Below are 15,260 nucleotides of genomic sequence, written 5' to 3'. Positions count from 1 at the left end.
GTCCACCGACGACATGCCTCACGAACTCTCGCTCGCCCCTTCTTACATTTCACGCGTCAACGCGTTGAGCGTCGAGCGCGCGACGCCTACACCATCGACCACACCCGCGCGGCGCCTCGTCGGCGATTTCGCGCGTGCGCAGCAGGCAGCTCTGATGCTGACTCAGGGCCCTCGGATCACCACTGTCGCACAGGCGATTCCCCGCGAACACGGCGACGAACTCTCGCTCGTGCTGCGGCGCACTGCCAACCTGGCATCGTCGCGGGATGCACAAGGGGGACGCGCCCTTGCATCAGGCCTGTCCATCGCACGGGATGCCCCCGCCGCAGCCGATCAGATCTACACGATGCTACGTGACGAGGTCGCCGTACCCGCGCTGCGCCGCTTTGAACGCATGCACGGCAACGCCGCGACGCGCGCCAGGTCTCCAGCGCCTGCATCGCGCATGGGTGCTCGCCCCAACACCATGACGGCCACGCCGCCGTGGTTCGACGACCTGCTTCCCCATCTGCGCACGGAATCGCAACTGCTGGCTCAGCGCGGCCTGTGCGTCGACACGGTCCGGCATCGGCTCGATGCGCTCGTTCGTCACGAGCACCCCGGCGTCTCCTGGCGCGCGATGCAAATCGGACTGGAGCGCGACGCGTTTCCCTTCGCGCTCGGCTCCACCGTGCTCGCCGTACTCGCGGACACTGTCGATCCTCAGCGGCGTCTCGCCCTCATGTGGCCACCTATCGAAGCGATGGGGGTTGTGCTGATCAACCTGATCGGCATGGCGCGCTTTACCGCAGGGCATCCTGAACTGGCGAGCCGGATGGCGCGAATCACACCGACGCAGTCGCTCGAAGCCGTTAGCACCATGCTGCGACATCCGGTACGAGACGTTGCCGCACATGTGATCGGATTCGTGTTTTGCTACGGTGTCGTGCGCAATCTGGCGAGAATCGCCGCAGAAGCCGGGCTGTCGAGTGCCGTACCGGGCATCATGACGCATCGATTCGGCAGCACGATCCACGCCGCGCTCGAGATCCTGTTGTGTCCGATCCCCGGCACGTTCCTCGGGCCGATCATCGACCGCATCGCGCTGGACCCGGACCATGCCCGGCTCGAGCCGCTATTGCAGGATCGCTTTGCGGATCTAATCTGCAAGATGAGCGATGACGTCGCGCCGGAGGGCGGCGATTCGTTCTGGCCCGCGTTTCAGACCGCCTTCAGGGAGTTGCTGCGCTCCGGCGCGCCGAAGGCTATCTGGCTCACGCTGACCCTCGGCTTCTATTTTCTGTCGACGTTCCACGGCTCGACTTCCGTGACCGGGGAAATCGACGATGCGTTCGACGCGTCCGGCACCGACGAGACCGCGTGGGAAAACGCGATGACGCTCAGCGCTAATGCGACCACGCCCCCGGAGGCAGGCAGTGCCGCAAGCGGGGGCGTCGACTGGCACACACAGGCGGTGCTCTGCGTGCTTTATGGACTGATTGCGTCCTTCGTGTCGATGCAGGGCATGGCGTCGCGGCATGAGGCGATTGCCACGGCCTACACGCGTCGGCGAGGACGCCCGAAGATCAGCACCGTCACACTGACCTCGCAGGCCGATTCGGGGCGCTCCTCCGGCGGCTCTCACTCGGACCTGCCTGACAGTCCGGTCAGTCCGGCCAGCCCGGCTAGCCACCGCACGAACGCCTTTTCCGTCGCCAATGGACAACACACCGATGCCGGTGACACGTCCGGCGACGACGCCGTCTTCCTGCCGATGAACGATGCCACCAGCACGTCGTCGGATAGCGACGTCGGTGATCCTGTGCCAGCCGAACCCCATGACCTGCATCCCGGACATCAGAGCTTTCAGGCACGCAAACGGGGGACGTCGATCCCGCCCGCCGGGGTATCGCCACCCGCGAGACACCAGATGGCCATGGCCCCGGACGAAGCTGGCGAACCCGAGGACATCCAGACGGCTTTGTGACGAAGTGTTGCGCGCACTTGCCGTGACTGCCCCGGCGTGGCATCTTGCTCTCCAAGCGCGTTCTTTGCGCATGACACTTCTGACGGACGCACCGCAAGACGCGTCATCCCCTGCCTGCCGGAGCGCCTATGCTTAATTCCACGCCGAGCGAACTCGCTCGTAACCTGCTGATCGTGCTGGTCCTGGGACTGCTGATCGTCGGCACTTTATGGGTGTTACTGCCGTTCCTGCCCGCCTTCATCTGGGCCGTGACGATCGTCGCCTCGACCTGGCCGTTGCTCATCGGTCTGCAGCGTCGCCTGTGGGGCAAGCGGTGGCTTGCCACGACCATCATGATCGTCGGGATGCTGATTATCGTGGTGGCACCGCTCTCGGCAGCGATCGGCACGCTGATCGGGCACGCTTCGGACATCAGCGATCAGGTGCATTCCTTCGGCCAGAAAGGACTCCCCATGCCCCCCGAGTGGCTCGCGCGCATTCCGGTGGTCGGCCAGCGGGCCAGCGAAGAATGGCAGTCGCTTGCGGTCGCCGGTCCCGGTGGTCTGGTCTCCAAGGTTCAGCCGTATGCCGTCAAAGCGGCGTCGTGGGGGTTTTCCAAGCTGGGGTCCATCGGCTTGCTGGTAGTCCACCTCGGCCTCACGCTGATCATCTCCGGCATTCTTTTCATGCAGGGCGAACGTGCCGCACGCGCACTGATTCGCATTGCGCGACGCCTCGGCGGGGATCGCGGCGAAGAGTCGGTGAGGCTTGCAGGTATGTCGATCCGCGCGGTTGCGCTTGGCATCGTGGTGACGGCCGTCACACAGTCGTTGCTCGGCGGACTAGGCCTGTGGCTCACCGGCGTGCCGCTGCCGGGTTTCCTGACGGCGCTGATGCTGGTGCTGTGTATCGCCCAGATCGGGCCGTTCCCGGTACTGCTCTCGAGCGTGGCATGGCTCTACTGGCAAGACAGCCCGACGCTCGCCACGTTGCTGCTGGTGCTGTCGATCTTCATCGGCATGCTCGATAACGTCATGCGACCGATGCTCATTCGCCGAGGTGCCGATCTGCCGATGACGCTGATTCTCGCTGGGGTACTCGGTGGGATGCTGACGTTAGGCATCGTCGGACTGTTTGTCGGCCCGGTGATTCTCGCGGTGACATACACGCTGCTGATGGCGTGGATCAACGAGGGACTAAACCGTCCGGCGACAGCACCGAGCGGTGCACCGCTGGCGTCGCATGCGGATGAGAAAGTCTTGCCGGAAAGTACGCCGGATGCGGCACCGAAGGCACTCTCGACGGCCGCACCGGACGTCAAAAAACCTCGCTGACCGCCCAATCAGAGGGATGAACGCGGGGCGCGTACGTTACGCGCCCCGTACTCATTTTTCGGATTCCTTCACCTGTCGCGCATCACCGCGACGTGGCTAAATGGCTCTCACACCCACACCTGTCCGGGAGCCATGCCATGCCATCGATCAAGACCACCGTCCAGACCACCCCACGCCCCCGGCGCTCGCTACGCGTGCCGCGTCGCGCCCGCCTGGGGGATCCGCCACTGTTGCGACGCGTCGCCGATGAACTGGCCTATACCCCGACACGTTGCCGTGTCACCGCGAGCCTGTCAGTGGGGCGCGTCAATCCGTGGTGGCAACGCTTGCCCGCATAGTCTGATCAGATCGGGGGCGGAATCAGCCCCGCCCCGTGCGTTCAGCGCGCCTTGGCAGGCAGGATCTTGCCGGACACGTCGCCGAAGCCGATGCGATAGCCGTCGCCCTGACACCAGCCGCTCATCACGACGGTGTCGCCGTCTTCAATGAACGATCGCTTCGCGCCGCTGGCCAGCGTGATCGGATTCTTGCCGTTCCACGTGAGTTCGAGCAGGCTGCCGAACGAGTCCGGCGTCGGACCGCTGATCGTGCCAGAGCCCATCAGATCACCCACACGTACGTTACAACCCGAGACAGTGTGATGGGCAAACTGCTGCGCCATGCTCCAGTACATGTGACGGAAGTTCGTGCGGCAAATCGACGTCGCCTCGGCATCGCCTTCGGCTTGCAGCAGGACTTCGAGTTCGATATCGAACGCGTGCTCGCCCTGCTGTTGCAGATACGACAGCGGCTCGGGCGATTGCGCCGGACCGGCCACGCGGAACGGTTCGAGGGCTTCCATCGTCACGACCCACGGGGAGATGGACGTGCCGAACGTCTTCGCGTTGAACGGGCCGAGCGGCACGTATTCCCACTGCTGAAGATCGCGGGCGGACCAGTCGTTGAGGACCACCATGCCAAAGATGGCGGCCTCGGCGTCTTCCACGTTCAGTGCTTCGCCAATCGCCGTTTCCCGACCGACGATGAAGCCGGTTTCCAGTTCGAAGTCAAGCTTGCGGCAGGCGTCGAAAATCGGGCGTGGCTGATCCGGCAGTTTGATCTGGCCGTTCGGACGGTGCAGCGGCGTGCCACTCACGACCACCGAGCTGGCCCGGCCGTTGTAACCGATCGGAATTTCGAGCCAGTTCGGCAGCAACGCGTTAGCCGGGTCACGGAACATGCTGCCGACGTTGGTCGCGTGTTCTTTGGACGAGTAGAAGTCGGTATAGCCCGGCACCTGCACCGGGAGATGGAGCGTAGCTTGCGCCAGCGGCACGAGCGCTTGCGACTTGAGCGCGGCGTTTTCGCGCAGTGCGGCGTCGCCGTCGACAGCCAGCAGCGACGTCAGGCGAGCACGCGTGGCACGCCAGGCGGCACTACCGAGCGCCACGAACGCGTTGATCGACGCTTGCGCGAAGACGGGCGTGTCGCTTGCCTTGAGCACGCCGGCGGCTTCAAGCGCCGCCAGATCAAGCACCTGATCGCCAATCGCGACGCCGACGCGCGGCGTGGGCTGTGCTTGCGTGCTGAACACACCGTAGGGAAGGTTTTGCAGCGGAAAGTCCGTCACACCGGTGTTGGCGGACGCGACCCAGCTTTGCAGGAGAGCAGACATGTGGAATTCCTTGTTCGAGGTAACGCTTCGGCCGACCGTGCGCAAGCGAAGCGCCGGGTCGGCCGTCGTGATGATCAAAGGTGCTGTGGCGCAATGGCGTCTGTGCCTTTCACGCCAACACCGTCCCTTATTTCTGGTTGGGATTGAAGTGCTTCTTCAAGTCCTGCCAGCAGGTGTAGTAGTTGTCCTGCAACTGCTTGGTCTCCAGTGCGAAGCGCGTCGGACGAATCACCGCCGGCGTTTCGAACATGAAAGCCATCGTGGCGTCCACCTTATGCGGCTTGCTCGTGTCGGCGGCCGAGGCCTTCTCGAAGGTTCCCGCATCGGGGCCATGCCCCGACATGCAGTTGTGCAGGCTTGCTCCGCCCGGCACGAAGCCTTCAGCCTTGGCGTCGTACACGCCATGGATCAGGCCCATGAACTCGCTCGCAATGTTGCGGTGGAACCAAGGCGGGCGGAACGAGTTTTCCATCGCCAACCAACGCGGCGGGAAAATCACGAAGTCGATATCGTCGACACCCGGGGCATTGCTTTGCGACTGCAGCACCAGGAAGATCGACGGGTCCGGATGGTCGTAGCTGATCGAGCCGATCGTGTTGAAGTGGCGCAGATCGTATTTGTATGGCGCGTAGTTGCCGTGCCAGGCCACCACGTCCAGCGGCGAATGGCCGATATCGGCACGCCACAGTGACCCGCCGAACTTCGCCACCAGTTCGAAGTCGCCCTCGACATCTTCGTATGCCGCGACAGGCGTCAGGAAGTCGCGCGGATTCGCGAGACCGTTGGAGCCGATCGGGCCAAGATCCGGCAGACGGAACAATGCGCCGTAGTTCTCACAGATGTAGCCACGGGCGCGTCCATCGGGCAGCGTCACGCGAAAACGCACGCCGCGCGGCAGCACGGCAATTTCATACGGCTCGACTTCCAGCACGCCGAATTCTGTGGCGATACGCAGACGCCCTTCTTGCGGCACGACCAGCAATTCGCCGTCGGCGTTGTAGAAAAAGCGACCGTCCATCGACTTGTTAGCCGCGTACACGTGAATACCGCAGCCGTGACCTGCGTCCGGACCGCCGTTACCGGCCATCGTCACCATGCCATCAACGAAATCGGTCGGTGTTTCGGGCATCGGCAGCGGGTCCCAACGCATCTGGTTCGGCGGCGTGGGCACCTCATCGAAGCGGCTCAACCAGCGCGTGTTCTCGATCGCGGTGAACGGCTTGTGCATAGCGGCAGGACGAATGCGGTACACCCACGAGCGGCGATTGAGACCGCGAGGTGCCGTGAACGCCGTACCGGAGAGTTGTTCCGCGTAGAGGCCGTAAGGCGCACGTTGCGGCGAGTTTTGCCCGATCGGCAGCGCGCCCGGCAATGCCTCGGTCGCGAGCTCGTTGGCGAAACCGGACAAATAGCCCAGTTCCCCCTGAATTTGGTCTGCTTGACGCATGAGTGCCTCGTCTCCTGTTTTCGAATGGCACAATTGTCCGCCAAGCGACCACATTTTGCGATATAAATAGACAAATCCACTATATTCACAACGCGAATATCACTGCAGTGAGCCGCGGACGCTTTGTTGATGATTTCCTTACGCGACGTCGATTTGAACCTGTTGGTGGTGTTCCATGCGGTGCTCACGCATCGGAGCATTTCTCAGGCAGCACGGGAGCTGGGGCTATCGCAGCCCGCCGTCAGCAATGGACTCGCACGGTTGCGGCAGACGTTCGAAGATGAGTTGTTCACGCGCACGGGCACCGGCATGCAACCCACGCCGTTCGCCGAGGCGCTGGCTGAACCGGTATCGGCTGCATTGGAAGGCATTTCGCGCGCCATCAACCATCGCGAGGCGTTTGATCCGGTGAGTAGTCAGCGGGAATTTACGTTGGCGATGACGGACGTGGGTGAGGTCTACTTTATGCCCGCGCTGATCGATCTATGCACGCAACTGGCGCCGGGGGTGCGTATCAGCACGGTTCGGGCGTCGTTGCCCGATCTGAAGGAGGCGATGGCCGCAGGGCGCATCGATCTTGCGGTGGGCGCATTCGACGATCTGACCGGGCCGTTTTTCCAGCGACGATTGTTCCGGCAGCAATATGTGAGCATGTTCCGCATCGGTCACGCGCTTGATTCGCCGGACGCCGGGCTGCCAGAATTCAAGGCGGCTCGCCATCTGTTCGTCGCTACCGGCGACAACCCCTACGCGCGCGTCAATCAGCTTCTCGCACAGGCCGGCTTCGGTTGTGACGCCAATTTCTGGGTGCCCCACTTCATCGCAGTGCCCTACATTGTCAGCACGAACGATCTGGTCGTGACGGTACCGCAGAAGTTTGCCGAACGCGCCGCCGCACCGTTCGGGCTGCACTTCGTCAAACCGCCCCTGCGTCTGCCAGCGCTGCAAACCAACGTGTTCTGGCACCGGCGCTACCATCAGGACGCAGGCAATCAGTGGCTACGTCAGCTGATCTCGGAGCATTTTGTGGAATAGCACGACGAGCCACGTTTTCCCGGCACAGTCCGCCGCCATCCCCTCCCATCTCGCGCTCATGCGTCGCTGGCGATGGCATGCCCTTGCGAGCGCAGCCAATCGTTCCATGCGGTATCGAGAGCGTCGAAAGCCGCCTCCATCTGTCCGACCGACGCCTGAGGCGCGAGATGCTCGACCTGTGCAGCCAAGGACGCCAGCGAACTCAATCCAAACGCCATGAAGCCGCCGCGCAGCCGGTGCGCCGAGTGGCGGAGTGTCTCGCGCGAGGACTCGGCGAGCGCAGCCCTGCAATTCGCGATGTCCTGATCCGCAATCTTGACAAAGGTGTCGAGCATATCCGACAAGGGCAAACGCCAATCCTTGGGTGACGCCGCCTCAGGCACAGGTTTAGGCGCATTCTCGATCAGTCGCGACGACGCCGGCAACGGCGCGATCTCCACGCAAAGCGAGGGGTAGCGCGAGCGAACCAGTTCGATGACACGCAGCAACGAACGGGCGTCGACGGGTTTATAGACGACCGCATCGTAAGGCGATTTCGCCTCGCGATCATTGCGCAGCGTGACGTCGGCCGTCGCCACCACCACCGGCACATGGGGTGCACGTGCCTTGATCGCCGTCGCCAGCGCATGCCCGGAAATGTGGGGCATGTTGGCGTCGGTGATCACAAGCATGTGCGACTCGGCATCGAACGCGTCGAGCGCTTCGCGAGGGTCGTGATAGCAATCCACCATCGCGCCGAGCCCTTCCAACTGACGTGACAGCAACATGCCGCTGATCGGATGATCGTCTGCGACAAGCACGTACCAACCGGCCAACGGCCTCACGCGCGTTTGCGCATTGGCCGTGCCCGGCACCGGCAGGTCGCCGTTGGTCGACAGGCCAGGGCGCGGCGTGGCGCCCAGTGCCTCCCAAAGTTCGGCCTGTTGCAGCAGGGCGATGTCGCGCGGCCACGTCGGTGTGCTTCCGGCCGGACGGTCCACCGGCGTAGCACGGAGTAAGTAGACTTCCGCGCCCGCCATGCCGCGCACCGGCCATTCGTCTGCGAACATCAGGAGACCGGAATCCCGTTCGCGACCGGCGCCCGTCGACCACGACACGGCGTCGTCATATCGAACCGGGACGAAACCCGCACGGCGGATCAACGCATCGAGGTACCAATGTCGACGCGACAATGCGCTCACATAAGCGAACGTCTCCTGCGAATCCACGACAACCGGTGCCTCGCTATCGGGCGCCCACGGCAGATGCAGCGTGAAGCGCATGGTCGTGCCCTGCCCCTGCTCGCTGTCGACGGCCAGAACACCACCGAGCATGCCCACGAACTGATGCGAAATTGCCAGCCCCAGTCCGGTGCCATGCTGCATTCCCGGCTCGGTCGTGCTCTTGCCGAATGGCCGGAACAGATCGGCCAGATCTGCGGCCGCAATGCCTACGCCGCTATCGCTAACCGTAAAGGCCACGTCGCAGCCCTGCATGTCCGAGCGCGTCACCATTGCACTGAATGCCACGTATCCCTTTTCGGTGAACTTGATGGCGTTGCCGACAAGGTTGGTCACGACCTGTCCGAGACGCAGGGCATCGGTGTGCACCGCACGAACCAGGAGCGGATCGATCATCCAGTCCAACGTGAGGCCCTGCAAACGCGCGCGGCCCGTGAACGACAACCCCACCGCCTCAAGCTCCTTTAGCAGTGAGCAATCACGGGAATTCAGTTCGAAGCGACCGACCTGAATGCGCGAATAATCGAGAAGATCGTTGATGAGATCGAGCAAATTACGTGTCGAACTCTCCATCACGTCCACGTAATAACGATGGTCGTCGCCAAGGTTCTGGGCGCTGAGCAATTCGAGCGACGCCAGCGTGCCATACAGTGGCGTGCGCATCTCATGGCTGACGGTCGTGAGGAACACGTCCTTTGCGCGATTGGCGCTCTCCGCTGCAAGACGTGCCTTGCGTTGCTCCAGTTCGAAGCGGCGCTGTTCGGTGACGTCCGACAGGGTGCCGATCAACACCGGTTGCTCACGAAACACCGTATCGACGAAGCTCACCGCGTAGTGGCGCTCACCGGCGTCGTCGAGCGCACTGAGGAGACGCCGGACGGGACGCGCCACCACGCCGCTGTGCAGTTGACGGTACATCCGCGTCAGCTCGCCATCGCCAAGATGCCTGAGCAAATCGACCGTACCGGCATACGCCGGATTACTCATCACCACGGCCGGCTCGAATGGATCGATGATCGCCATACCGACGGGTGCCGTCTCGATAAGCGTCTGTGTGAACGCATCGCGCTCGAGCAGCGCCGTCGTGCGCTGACGCGCAGGCTCGATGATCCGTTGACGCATGTAACGCATGCCCGCATAAACGCCGCCGGCGTACAGAAGCAATAGCAACGTCGCGCCGAGCAGCAACGTGGCGTTCTCTTGCAGCAACTGCGCGGGGCGCACGGCGTAACGCACGAACCACGGCGTAGAGGCCAGTCGGCGCTCGAACACCAGACGCTGACCGTCGGAGCGCAAGGTCATCTGCGCCCCACCAAAGAGCGGCAGCGTTACCAGCGTACGCAAATAGCCCAATGACGACATCGGAAGCCCGGCGCTCGCAATGACGAGGCCATCCTCCGAAATCAACTGGAGCGCTTCGCCGGAACGTTCAAGGTTGCGCATGCGCGGCGGCACGATCATGTCCGGTGACATACTGGTGCCGACATAAAGCACCAGATGGCCGTTGAGATCGCGGATCGGCACGAAACTCGAAACGGTTTTCAGATGCGTGACGGGATGCGTGTAGTTGTAAGTCCAGAATGGACCTTCACTGTTGCCCCGGATACGCGCGTGATAGCGCTCGACCTTGTTGATTTCCGCGAGAATCGCCTGCGTGTCGCGCGCCAGATCGGCCGGACTGAACGCCTCCCGGCCGACGGCGGGGCGATAGGTTGCAAACGCGCCGTCTGCGGAAATGATGAAAGTCTCATCCTGCGCGTCGAGCGGACTCCAGAAGTTGGCGTCAAGCACCATTAGGCGCAAAGTCAGACGCGCGAGCAACGCCGCACGCTCTTGCGTGATTTCCGCCAGTTTGACGATTTCGAATTCGCTGTCCCAGCCCACCCCGCTGATGCGTCGCGCAGTGCCCACCGGCATGGAAACAAGCGGCTTGAGAATGCGGTCGGTCAGCGCCTGGGTGGTACCGCCGGGACGCACGGAGCTTGCCTGGGTCGCCTGCGCCATCGCGCGGGCCTGTTCGTTGAAGATTTCGAGATCCCGGATTTCTCGCCCGACGGCCGCAAAGAACGACTCCGTCTTTTGTCCGCTCTGCCAGAGTGTGCCGAAGAGTGCATAGGAGACCGCCGCGACCCACACCGACAAACCGAACAGCAGGGCCAGCAGGCCACCAATGCGAAGCAGGCGGCCCGCGATGGCGATGTCGCGGGTCATCGTTCTGGCAGGCATAGACTCCAACGTCCGTGATCGGGGCGAACTCAGGCGGCACTCGGCGCTTCGGCTTCGCCGTCACGCGCAAACTGAACCGGACTCGACACATGCAGCTTGAACAACTCCATGTCGGTACGGCACCCCAACTTGCACATGGCCATGCGCTTCTGGTTATTGATCGTCTTGGCCGAACGCTTGAGCGCGCCCGCAATTTGCGACACGTTCTGACCATCCAGATACATGCGCAGCACTTCCATTTCCTTGGGCGAGAGCGGGCGTCGTGCCGTCGGCTTGCGGCGCATCTGCTCCTCGAGAATCTGCTCGGCACGCCCTCCGCGATAGCTCATTCCACGACGGCAACGCTCCACGCACACGGTGATTTCACGCAGATCGTCGGACTTGGTCATCACACCCAACACGCCACAGCTGTCGAGTGCGTGAATGATGGCCGGCTGTTCGATCGACGTGAACACGATGATCTTAACGTCGGGATACTTACGACGAACGCGGTTGATCATGACGAGGCCATCACCGAATGCGCCACCGGGCATGCAGTAATCGGTAATGAGGACATCGACGGAATTCGTTTCGAGCGCTTTGAACAACTCGGTCGAATTCGAGACGGGAGGCAGCACGTGAAAGCCCGGGTCCGGAGAAAGCATTTCACGAAGCGTGGAGGCGACGATCGGGTGATCGTCCGCAATCAGAATCTTTACCATCATTTGCTGGATCCTATTAAAAGAAGTCAGCCGTGGGCGCGCGCGATCCCTCGCCGTGTCTTCGCGTCATGGCTTCCCAAAAGAGGAATGTGCGTCTTGCCGACGCACGCGTTGGTCACAAAGGCGTGACCGCATTGCTGCTGGGCGACGATTGCGGGACCCCGCAGTCCGATGCGTGGGCCGCTCGCGGCCCCTCGCCCGCTGCTCGAGTTATCCGACACTCCCGGCGACGACCGCACCCGGTCCATCGACGGTGGTCCACGCCGAGCACGTCTTGTGCCCTGTCAACCGGGTTGTGCCCGCGCCGATGACCGGCTTGACACAGTAACGAATGCGAACGCCGCGCAAACCTGCCGAGGGCATCATTTCGCGCGTGCGTCCGACGACGCGAATGCGCGTTGGCCCGGCGGCTGCTTCCCACAGATGCACGCTATCGGTCTCAGGCCAATCCGCCATCCATCGGTACGAGCCGCTCACGAGCGTGCCCACCCTCGGCGTATCGCTCAGCTTCACCGCTGCTGCCACCGGGCGCATCCGCGTTTCGACCTCTCGCGATGACGCAACCGGAGGCTCAACACGCGCCAGCGAAGCCCCGTCGCCCCCCGATTCCAGCGTGGGGCCCGTCACATCCGCCGTCGACGCTTTGTATTCGCTACACCCCGCAAGCAGCGCGATCGCCAGCGCGCTGCCAAAGCCTATTAGTGTCGTCACAGCGCGCCGTCCCATCGCTTGTGTGGCACTTGAGCGAGGGCATTGGCTGAGCAGGAAAGCGTCAACGTGTGTTTGTGTCATCGGTCCATTACCAATCGTCTCGCCGCGTGACAAAGGAACGTTACGCGTCGTTTTTACGACCAGCGGAAATATAGGATAAATCTACAAATCCCAGCCGATTTGGATCTCTTTATAGGAAACATCCTAGTCCAAATTAGGAGGAATACCGTTCGCGCCCTACACGGCCCGCGCGTCAGCATCGAATTCAGTGCGGAAATAACTCAGATGACGTAGCGCGGACGCTCAGGCAGCGTTCCAATGGACACGCAAATGAGGAAAAGATTCATTTGAAAGATGCCAATCTTGTCAGCCACAGGCCGCACACGACGTAGTAGGTCATTGCCGAAACGGCAAAAAGTCACTCGAAAGACGTTGCGACTTTCGAAATACTTCGTGTCTTTTGATTGTGAGACGTAACGCGCGTCAACGCCGCCGATACCGGCGGCGATTAAATACGATTAAATTCTATTAAATTTGATTAAAGCGGAAGATAAGCCGAAGGAAATCCAGAATTACGCAGACTCAGCGACTTTGAATAAATAGATTCAAGCGCCAAATGCTTTGAAGAACATGCCGAGTGCCACCACGGCCATGAGCGTAGAGAATATCTGTTGAAGTCGCGATGCGGCCAGACGTGGCGCGAGCGCACGCCCCAGCAACATTCCCGCTACCGCGCCCACGACAAACGTCCATCCCTGCGTGCCCGGATGCATGCCATGCCACCATGCATTGGCGACGGTGCCCGCAGAAATCAGCGCAATGACGAAGAGTGACGTCGCGACGACGCCGTGCACCGAAATGTCGGTGAAGCGCCGCAATGCAGGCACGATGACGAAACCGCCCCCAACGCCTAGCAGCCCCGACGCAAAGCCCGAGATGGCACCGATCGCACCCAGCGTGCTCGCCACTTGCCGCGTCCAGTGCAAGCGCCCCGTGACGGGGTCCATCCGGCATGGCGGCAACGGTGCATACGTACCAGCGATGTCACTCGCGCCCGCACTGCGCGCCCCACTTCGAGACGCCCGATACATCCGTGCGGCCACGATCAGCATCGCCATGGCGAACAGCCCGACGAGCCACCGCTCCGGCAGCCGATGCGCCATCCACGAGCCTAGTGGCGCGAGACAAACCCCGATGCCCGCCATCAGCATCGCCGCACGATAGCGCACGATACCGGCCCGCAAGCCTTGCGCACTGCCCACGGCGGCACTCGCGCCAACGGCAAGCAAGGCGACGGGCCCTGCCTGCGGCACGCCCCAACCGAGTCCGAACACCAGCGCCGGCACCGCAAAGATACCCCCGCCCGCGCCCGTCAAACCCAACACCAGTCCGACCGCTGCACCGAGCAGGGCGGCCGTGGGCGAAGCACTCGAAAGGTCGGAGAACATGGGCGGTATCCAGCAGAGGGTGACCTGGCACCAAAGCCAAATCACTATTTGTCATAAGCTTATGACGATGAATTATATAGAAGCATCGGACGGCAGAAAAGAAAAGCGGCGCTACCTGAGCGCCGCCATGTCTGAAAATGCGGGAAACAACCAGAAATGCCTATGACGAGGATGTCCGGACACCGACGTCCACCGGCAACTCGCTGGCAGCGGGCCCGGCATCGAGCCCTGCGTCGAGTTCCGCGATGATGTCTCCCGTGTGAGCGCCCGGCGCAGGCGGGTCGAGGCGCGTGACAGGGCTTTGACCGTTAAGACGCACGGGCGAGACGATCGTGTGGGTCGTCTCGCCGCTGGGCAGCACCATCGGGCGCACCCAGCCCATATGGGCCACCTGCGGATCGGAAAGCACACGTGAATAGGTGCTGATTTCCGTGCACGGGACACCCACGGCCACCAGCCGCGCAAGCCAGACATCGCGGTCGTCCAGCACGAATACCCCTTCGAGCACGTCGCGCAACGCTGCCTGATGGCGCGCCCGCTCCCGCGCACTGCCGAAGCGCGGATCGTCGAGCAGATCCACACGGTGCACGAGGGCGCAAATTGCCTCCCAATGCGTCTGGGCGTCCAGATCCATACCGAAGTACCCGTCGCGCGCCCGGAAAGTCGGCCAAGGGGCCGACGGGCCGCCGAAACGCTCGCCCTCACCGGGCAGTGGCACGGCCAGCGGCGACACCTTGCCATGGCCCGCTGCGTCAGCCATTGCCCTGCGCTGACGCGCCACGGCCGACATTTCGGCGTCGGCCTGCGCCGTGTCGCCTGCTTCGGTACCGGCCATGGCGGCCGCCGGCACGAGCCCTGCGCGATGGGCAGCCTCGGCCCCGGCATCGCCCGCCCGCAATGCGGCAATGGCCAGCGTCGCCCCGAGCATCGGTACATCGATGTGCACGCCCACGCCGTGCTGCTTCGCTGCGACGAGCGCCGCAGAGACGGAAAACGCGGCGTACAGTCCCGCGGCCAGATCGGCAATGGGCAGATCGCGCGGCGGCTCGGCGCCGCTTGGCACCACTCCCAGCATGCCCCTTAGCGCTTCAAGCGCGGGTACTCCAGGCTGCGGCACAGAGCGTGGCCCATCCTGCCCGAATGCGGAAATGGAAACGTAGACGAGATGCGGTTGCACAACGGATAGCGCATCGTAACCAAGCCCGGCGCGCGCTAACGTGCCGGGTGGTAGACACTCGATGACGACGTCCGCCCCGCGCACCAGCGTGTGAGCAAGGCTTCGACCTTCGAGCGTTAGCAGGTCCAGCGCGACAGAGCGCTTGTTGCGACGCAATCCGACCTGCGCCGATTCGCCGATCGTGCCTTGATATTCGGTGGAAATATCGTCGACGGGATCGTCGACCATGATGACGTCCGCGCCCATGTCGGCAAGCAGCATGCCGCAATAGGCACCTGCCGCGCCACGACAGAACTCAATGACGCGGATCCCCGTGAGTGGTGCATTCAATATCTGACCCCTATTTGCTTGCCTGGCGGTTT

General features: G+C 62.8%; 11 protein-coding genes. 4 read left to right on the top strand and 7 right to left on the bottom strand.

Features of this window, described 5'->3' with window-relative positions; translation table 11 throughout:
* Nucleotides 1–13: 13 nt before the first annotated feature.
* From NA29_RS10685 to NA29_RS25740, 3 genes are all read left to right on the top strand, one after another.
* Complete coding sequence (locus NA29_RS10685) at nucleotides 14–1,966, top strand: hypothetical protein (RefSeq protein WP_039398059.1); 1,953 nt, start codon at nucleotides 14–16, stop codon at nucleotides 1,964–1,966.
* Between the two features lie 128 nt (nucleotides 1,967–2,094).
* Entirely contained in the window at nucleotides 2,095–3,279 is a 1,185-nt protein-coding gene (gene ydiK / locus NA29_RS10680) for an AI-2E family transporter YdiK (protein WP_052252823.1), read from the top strand.
* A gap of 137 nt (nucleotides 3,280–3,416) precedes the next feature.
* Nucleotides 3,417–3,617 carry a hypothetical protein gene (locus tag NA29_RS25740; protein WP_150659533.1) on the top strand — a complete coding sequence of 67 codons (201 nt, stop codon included), beginning with the start codon at nucleotides 3,417–3,419 and terminating at the stop codon, nucleotides 3,615–3,617.
* A gap of 41 nt (nucleotides 3,618–3,658) precedes the next feature.
* Here the strand turns inward: NA29_RS25740 and fahA are convergent, their stop codons facing one another.
* Both fahA and hmgA read right to left on the bottom strand, forming a co-directional pair.
* On the bottom strand, nucleotides 3,659–4,933 hold the full coding sequence (gene fahA / locus NA29_RS10675) for a fumarylacetoacetase (protein ID WP_039403039.1): 1,275 nt from the start codon (nucleotides 4,931–4,933) through the stop codon (nucleotides 3,659–3,661).
* 127 nt (nucleotides 4,934–5,060) lie between these two features.
* On the bottom strand, nucleotides 5,061–6,380 hold the full coding sequence (hmgA, locus tag NA29_RS10670; RefSeq protein ID WP_039398057.1) for a homogentisate 1,2-dioxygenase: 1,320 nt from the start codon (nucleotides 6,378–6,380) through the stop codon (nucleotides 5,061–5,063).
* Nucleotides 6,381–6,509: 129 nt separating this feature from the next.
* Between hmgA and NA29_RS10665 the strand changes: the two genes are divergently transcribed.
* A complete protein-coding gene (locus tag NA29_RS10665) occupies nucleotides 6,510–7,415 on the top strand; it encodes a LysR family transcriptional regulator (RefSeq protein ID WP_084103632.1) in 906 nt (301 codons plus the stop codon).
* 56 nt (nucleotides 7,416–7,471) lie between these two features.
* On the opposite strand, the gene NA29_RS10660 is transcribed toward NA29_RS10665, so the two are convergent.
* From NA29_RS10660 to NA29_RS10640, 5 genes are all read right to left on the bottom strand, one after another.
* Nucleotides 7,472–10,861 (bottom strand): hybrid sensor histidine kinase/response regulator, encoded by a 3,390-nt coding sequence (locus NA29_RS10660; RefSeq protein ID WP_084103630.1) that lies wholly within the window; start codon nucleotides 10,859–10,861, stop codon nucleotides 7,472–7,474.
* Nucleotides 10,862–10,890: 29 nt separating this feature from the next.
* Nucleotides 10,891–11,565, bottom strand: a complete 675-nt coding sequence (locus tag NA29_RS10655; protein ID WP_039398051.1) for a response regulator — start codon at nucleotides 11,563–11,565, stop codon at nucleotides 10,891–10,893.
* Nucleotides 11,566–11,772: 207 nt separating this feature from the next.
* On the bottom strand, nucleotides 11,773–12,273 hold the full coding sequence (locus NA29_RS25735; RefSeq protein WP_150777213.1) for a hypothetical protein: 501 nt from the start codon (nucleotides 12,271–12,273) through the stop codon (nucleotides 11,773–11,775).
* Between the two features lie 605 nt (nucleotides 12,274–12,878).
* On the bottom strand, nucleotides 12,879–13,721 hold the full coding sequence (locus NA29_RS10645; protein WP_039398046.1) for a sulfite exporter TauE/SafE family protein: 843 nt from the start codon (nucleotides 13,719–13,721) through the stop codon (nucleotides 12,879–12,881).
* Between the two features lie 160 nt (nucleotides 13,722–13,881).
* The gene (locus tag NA29_RS10640; RefSeq protein ID WP_072633251.1) at nucleotides 13,882–15,228 is read right to left on the bottom strand and encodes a CaiB/BaiF CoA transferase family protein; all 1,347 of its coding nucleotides are present in this window, start codon (nucleotides 15,226–15,228) and stop codon (nucleotides 13,882–13,884) included.
* Between the last annotated feature and the right edge of the window lie 32 nt (nucleotides 15,229–15,260).

It is taken from the genome of Pandoraea sputorum (assembly GCF_000814845.2).
Lineage (GTDB): Bacteria > Pseudomonadota > Gammaproteobacteria > Burkholderiales > Burkholderiaceae > Pandoraea > Pandoraea sputorum.
The sequence above is the reverse complement of the archived record's forward strand: the minus strand, read 5'-3'. Positions and strand labels throughout refer to the sequence as shown.

What these genes read in the sequence shown, in the direction of transcription:
- NA29_RS10685 (WP_039398059.1), top strand. Translation starts at nt 14, where the DNA reads ATGCCTCACGAACTCTCGCTCGCCCCTTCTTACATTTCACGCGTCAAC.
- ydiK (WP_052252823.1), top strand. Translation starts at nt 2,095, where the DNA reads ATGCTTAATTCCACGCCGAGCGAACTCGCTCGTAACCTGCTGATCGTG.
- NA29_RS25740 (WP_150659533.1), top strand. Translation starts at nt 3,417, where the DNA reads ATGCCATCGATCAAGACCACCGTCCAGACCACCCCACGCCCCCGGCGC.
- fahA (WP_039403039.1), bottom strand. Translation starts at nt 4,933, where the DNA reads ATGTCTGCTCTCCTGCAAAGCTGGGTCGCGTCCGCCAACACCGGTGTG.
- hmgA (WP_039398057.1), bottom strand. Translation starts at nt 6,380, where the DNA reads ATGCGTCAAGCAGACCAAATTCAGGGGGAACTGGGCTATTTGTCCGGT.
- NA29_RS10665 (WP_084103632.1), top strand. Translation starts at nt 6,510, where the DNA reads ATGATTTCCTTACGCGACGTCGATTTGAACCTGTTGGTGGTGTTCCAT.
- NA29_RS10660 (WP_084103630.1), bottom strand. Translation starts at nt 10,861, where the DNA reads ATGCCTGCCAGAACGATGACCCGCGACATCGCCATCGCGGGCCGCCTG.
- NA29_RS10655 (WP_039398051.1), bottom strand. Translation starts at nt 11,565, where the DNA reads ATGATGGTAAAGATTCTGATTGCGGACGATCACCCGATCGTCGCCTCC.
- NA29_RS10645 (WP_039398046.1), bottom strand. Translation starts at nt 13,721, where the DNA reads ATGTTCTCCGACCTTTCGAGTGCTTCGCCCACGGCCGCCCTGCTCGGT.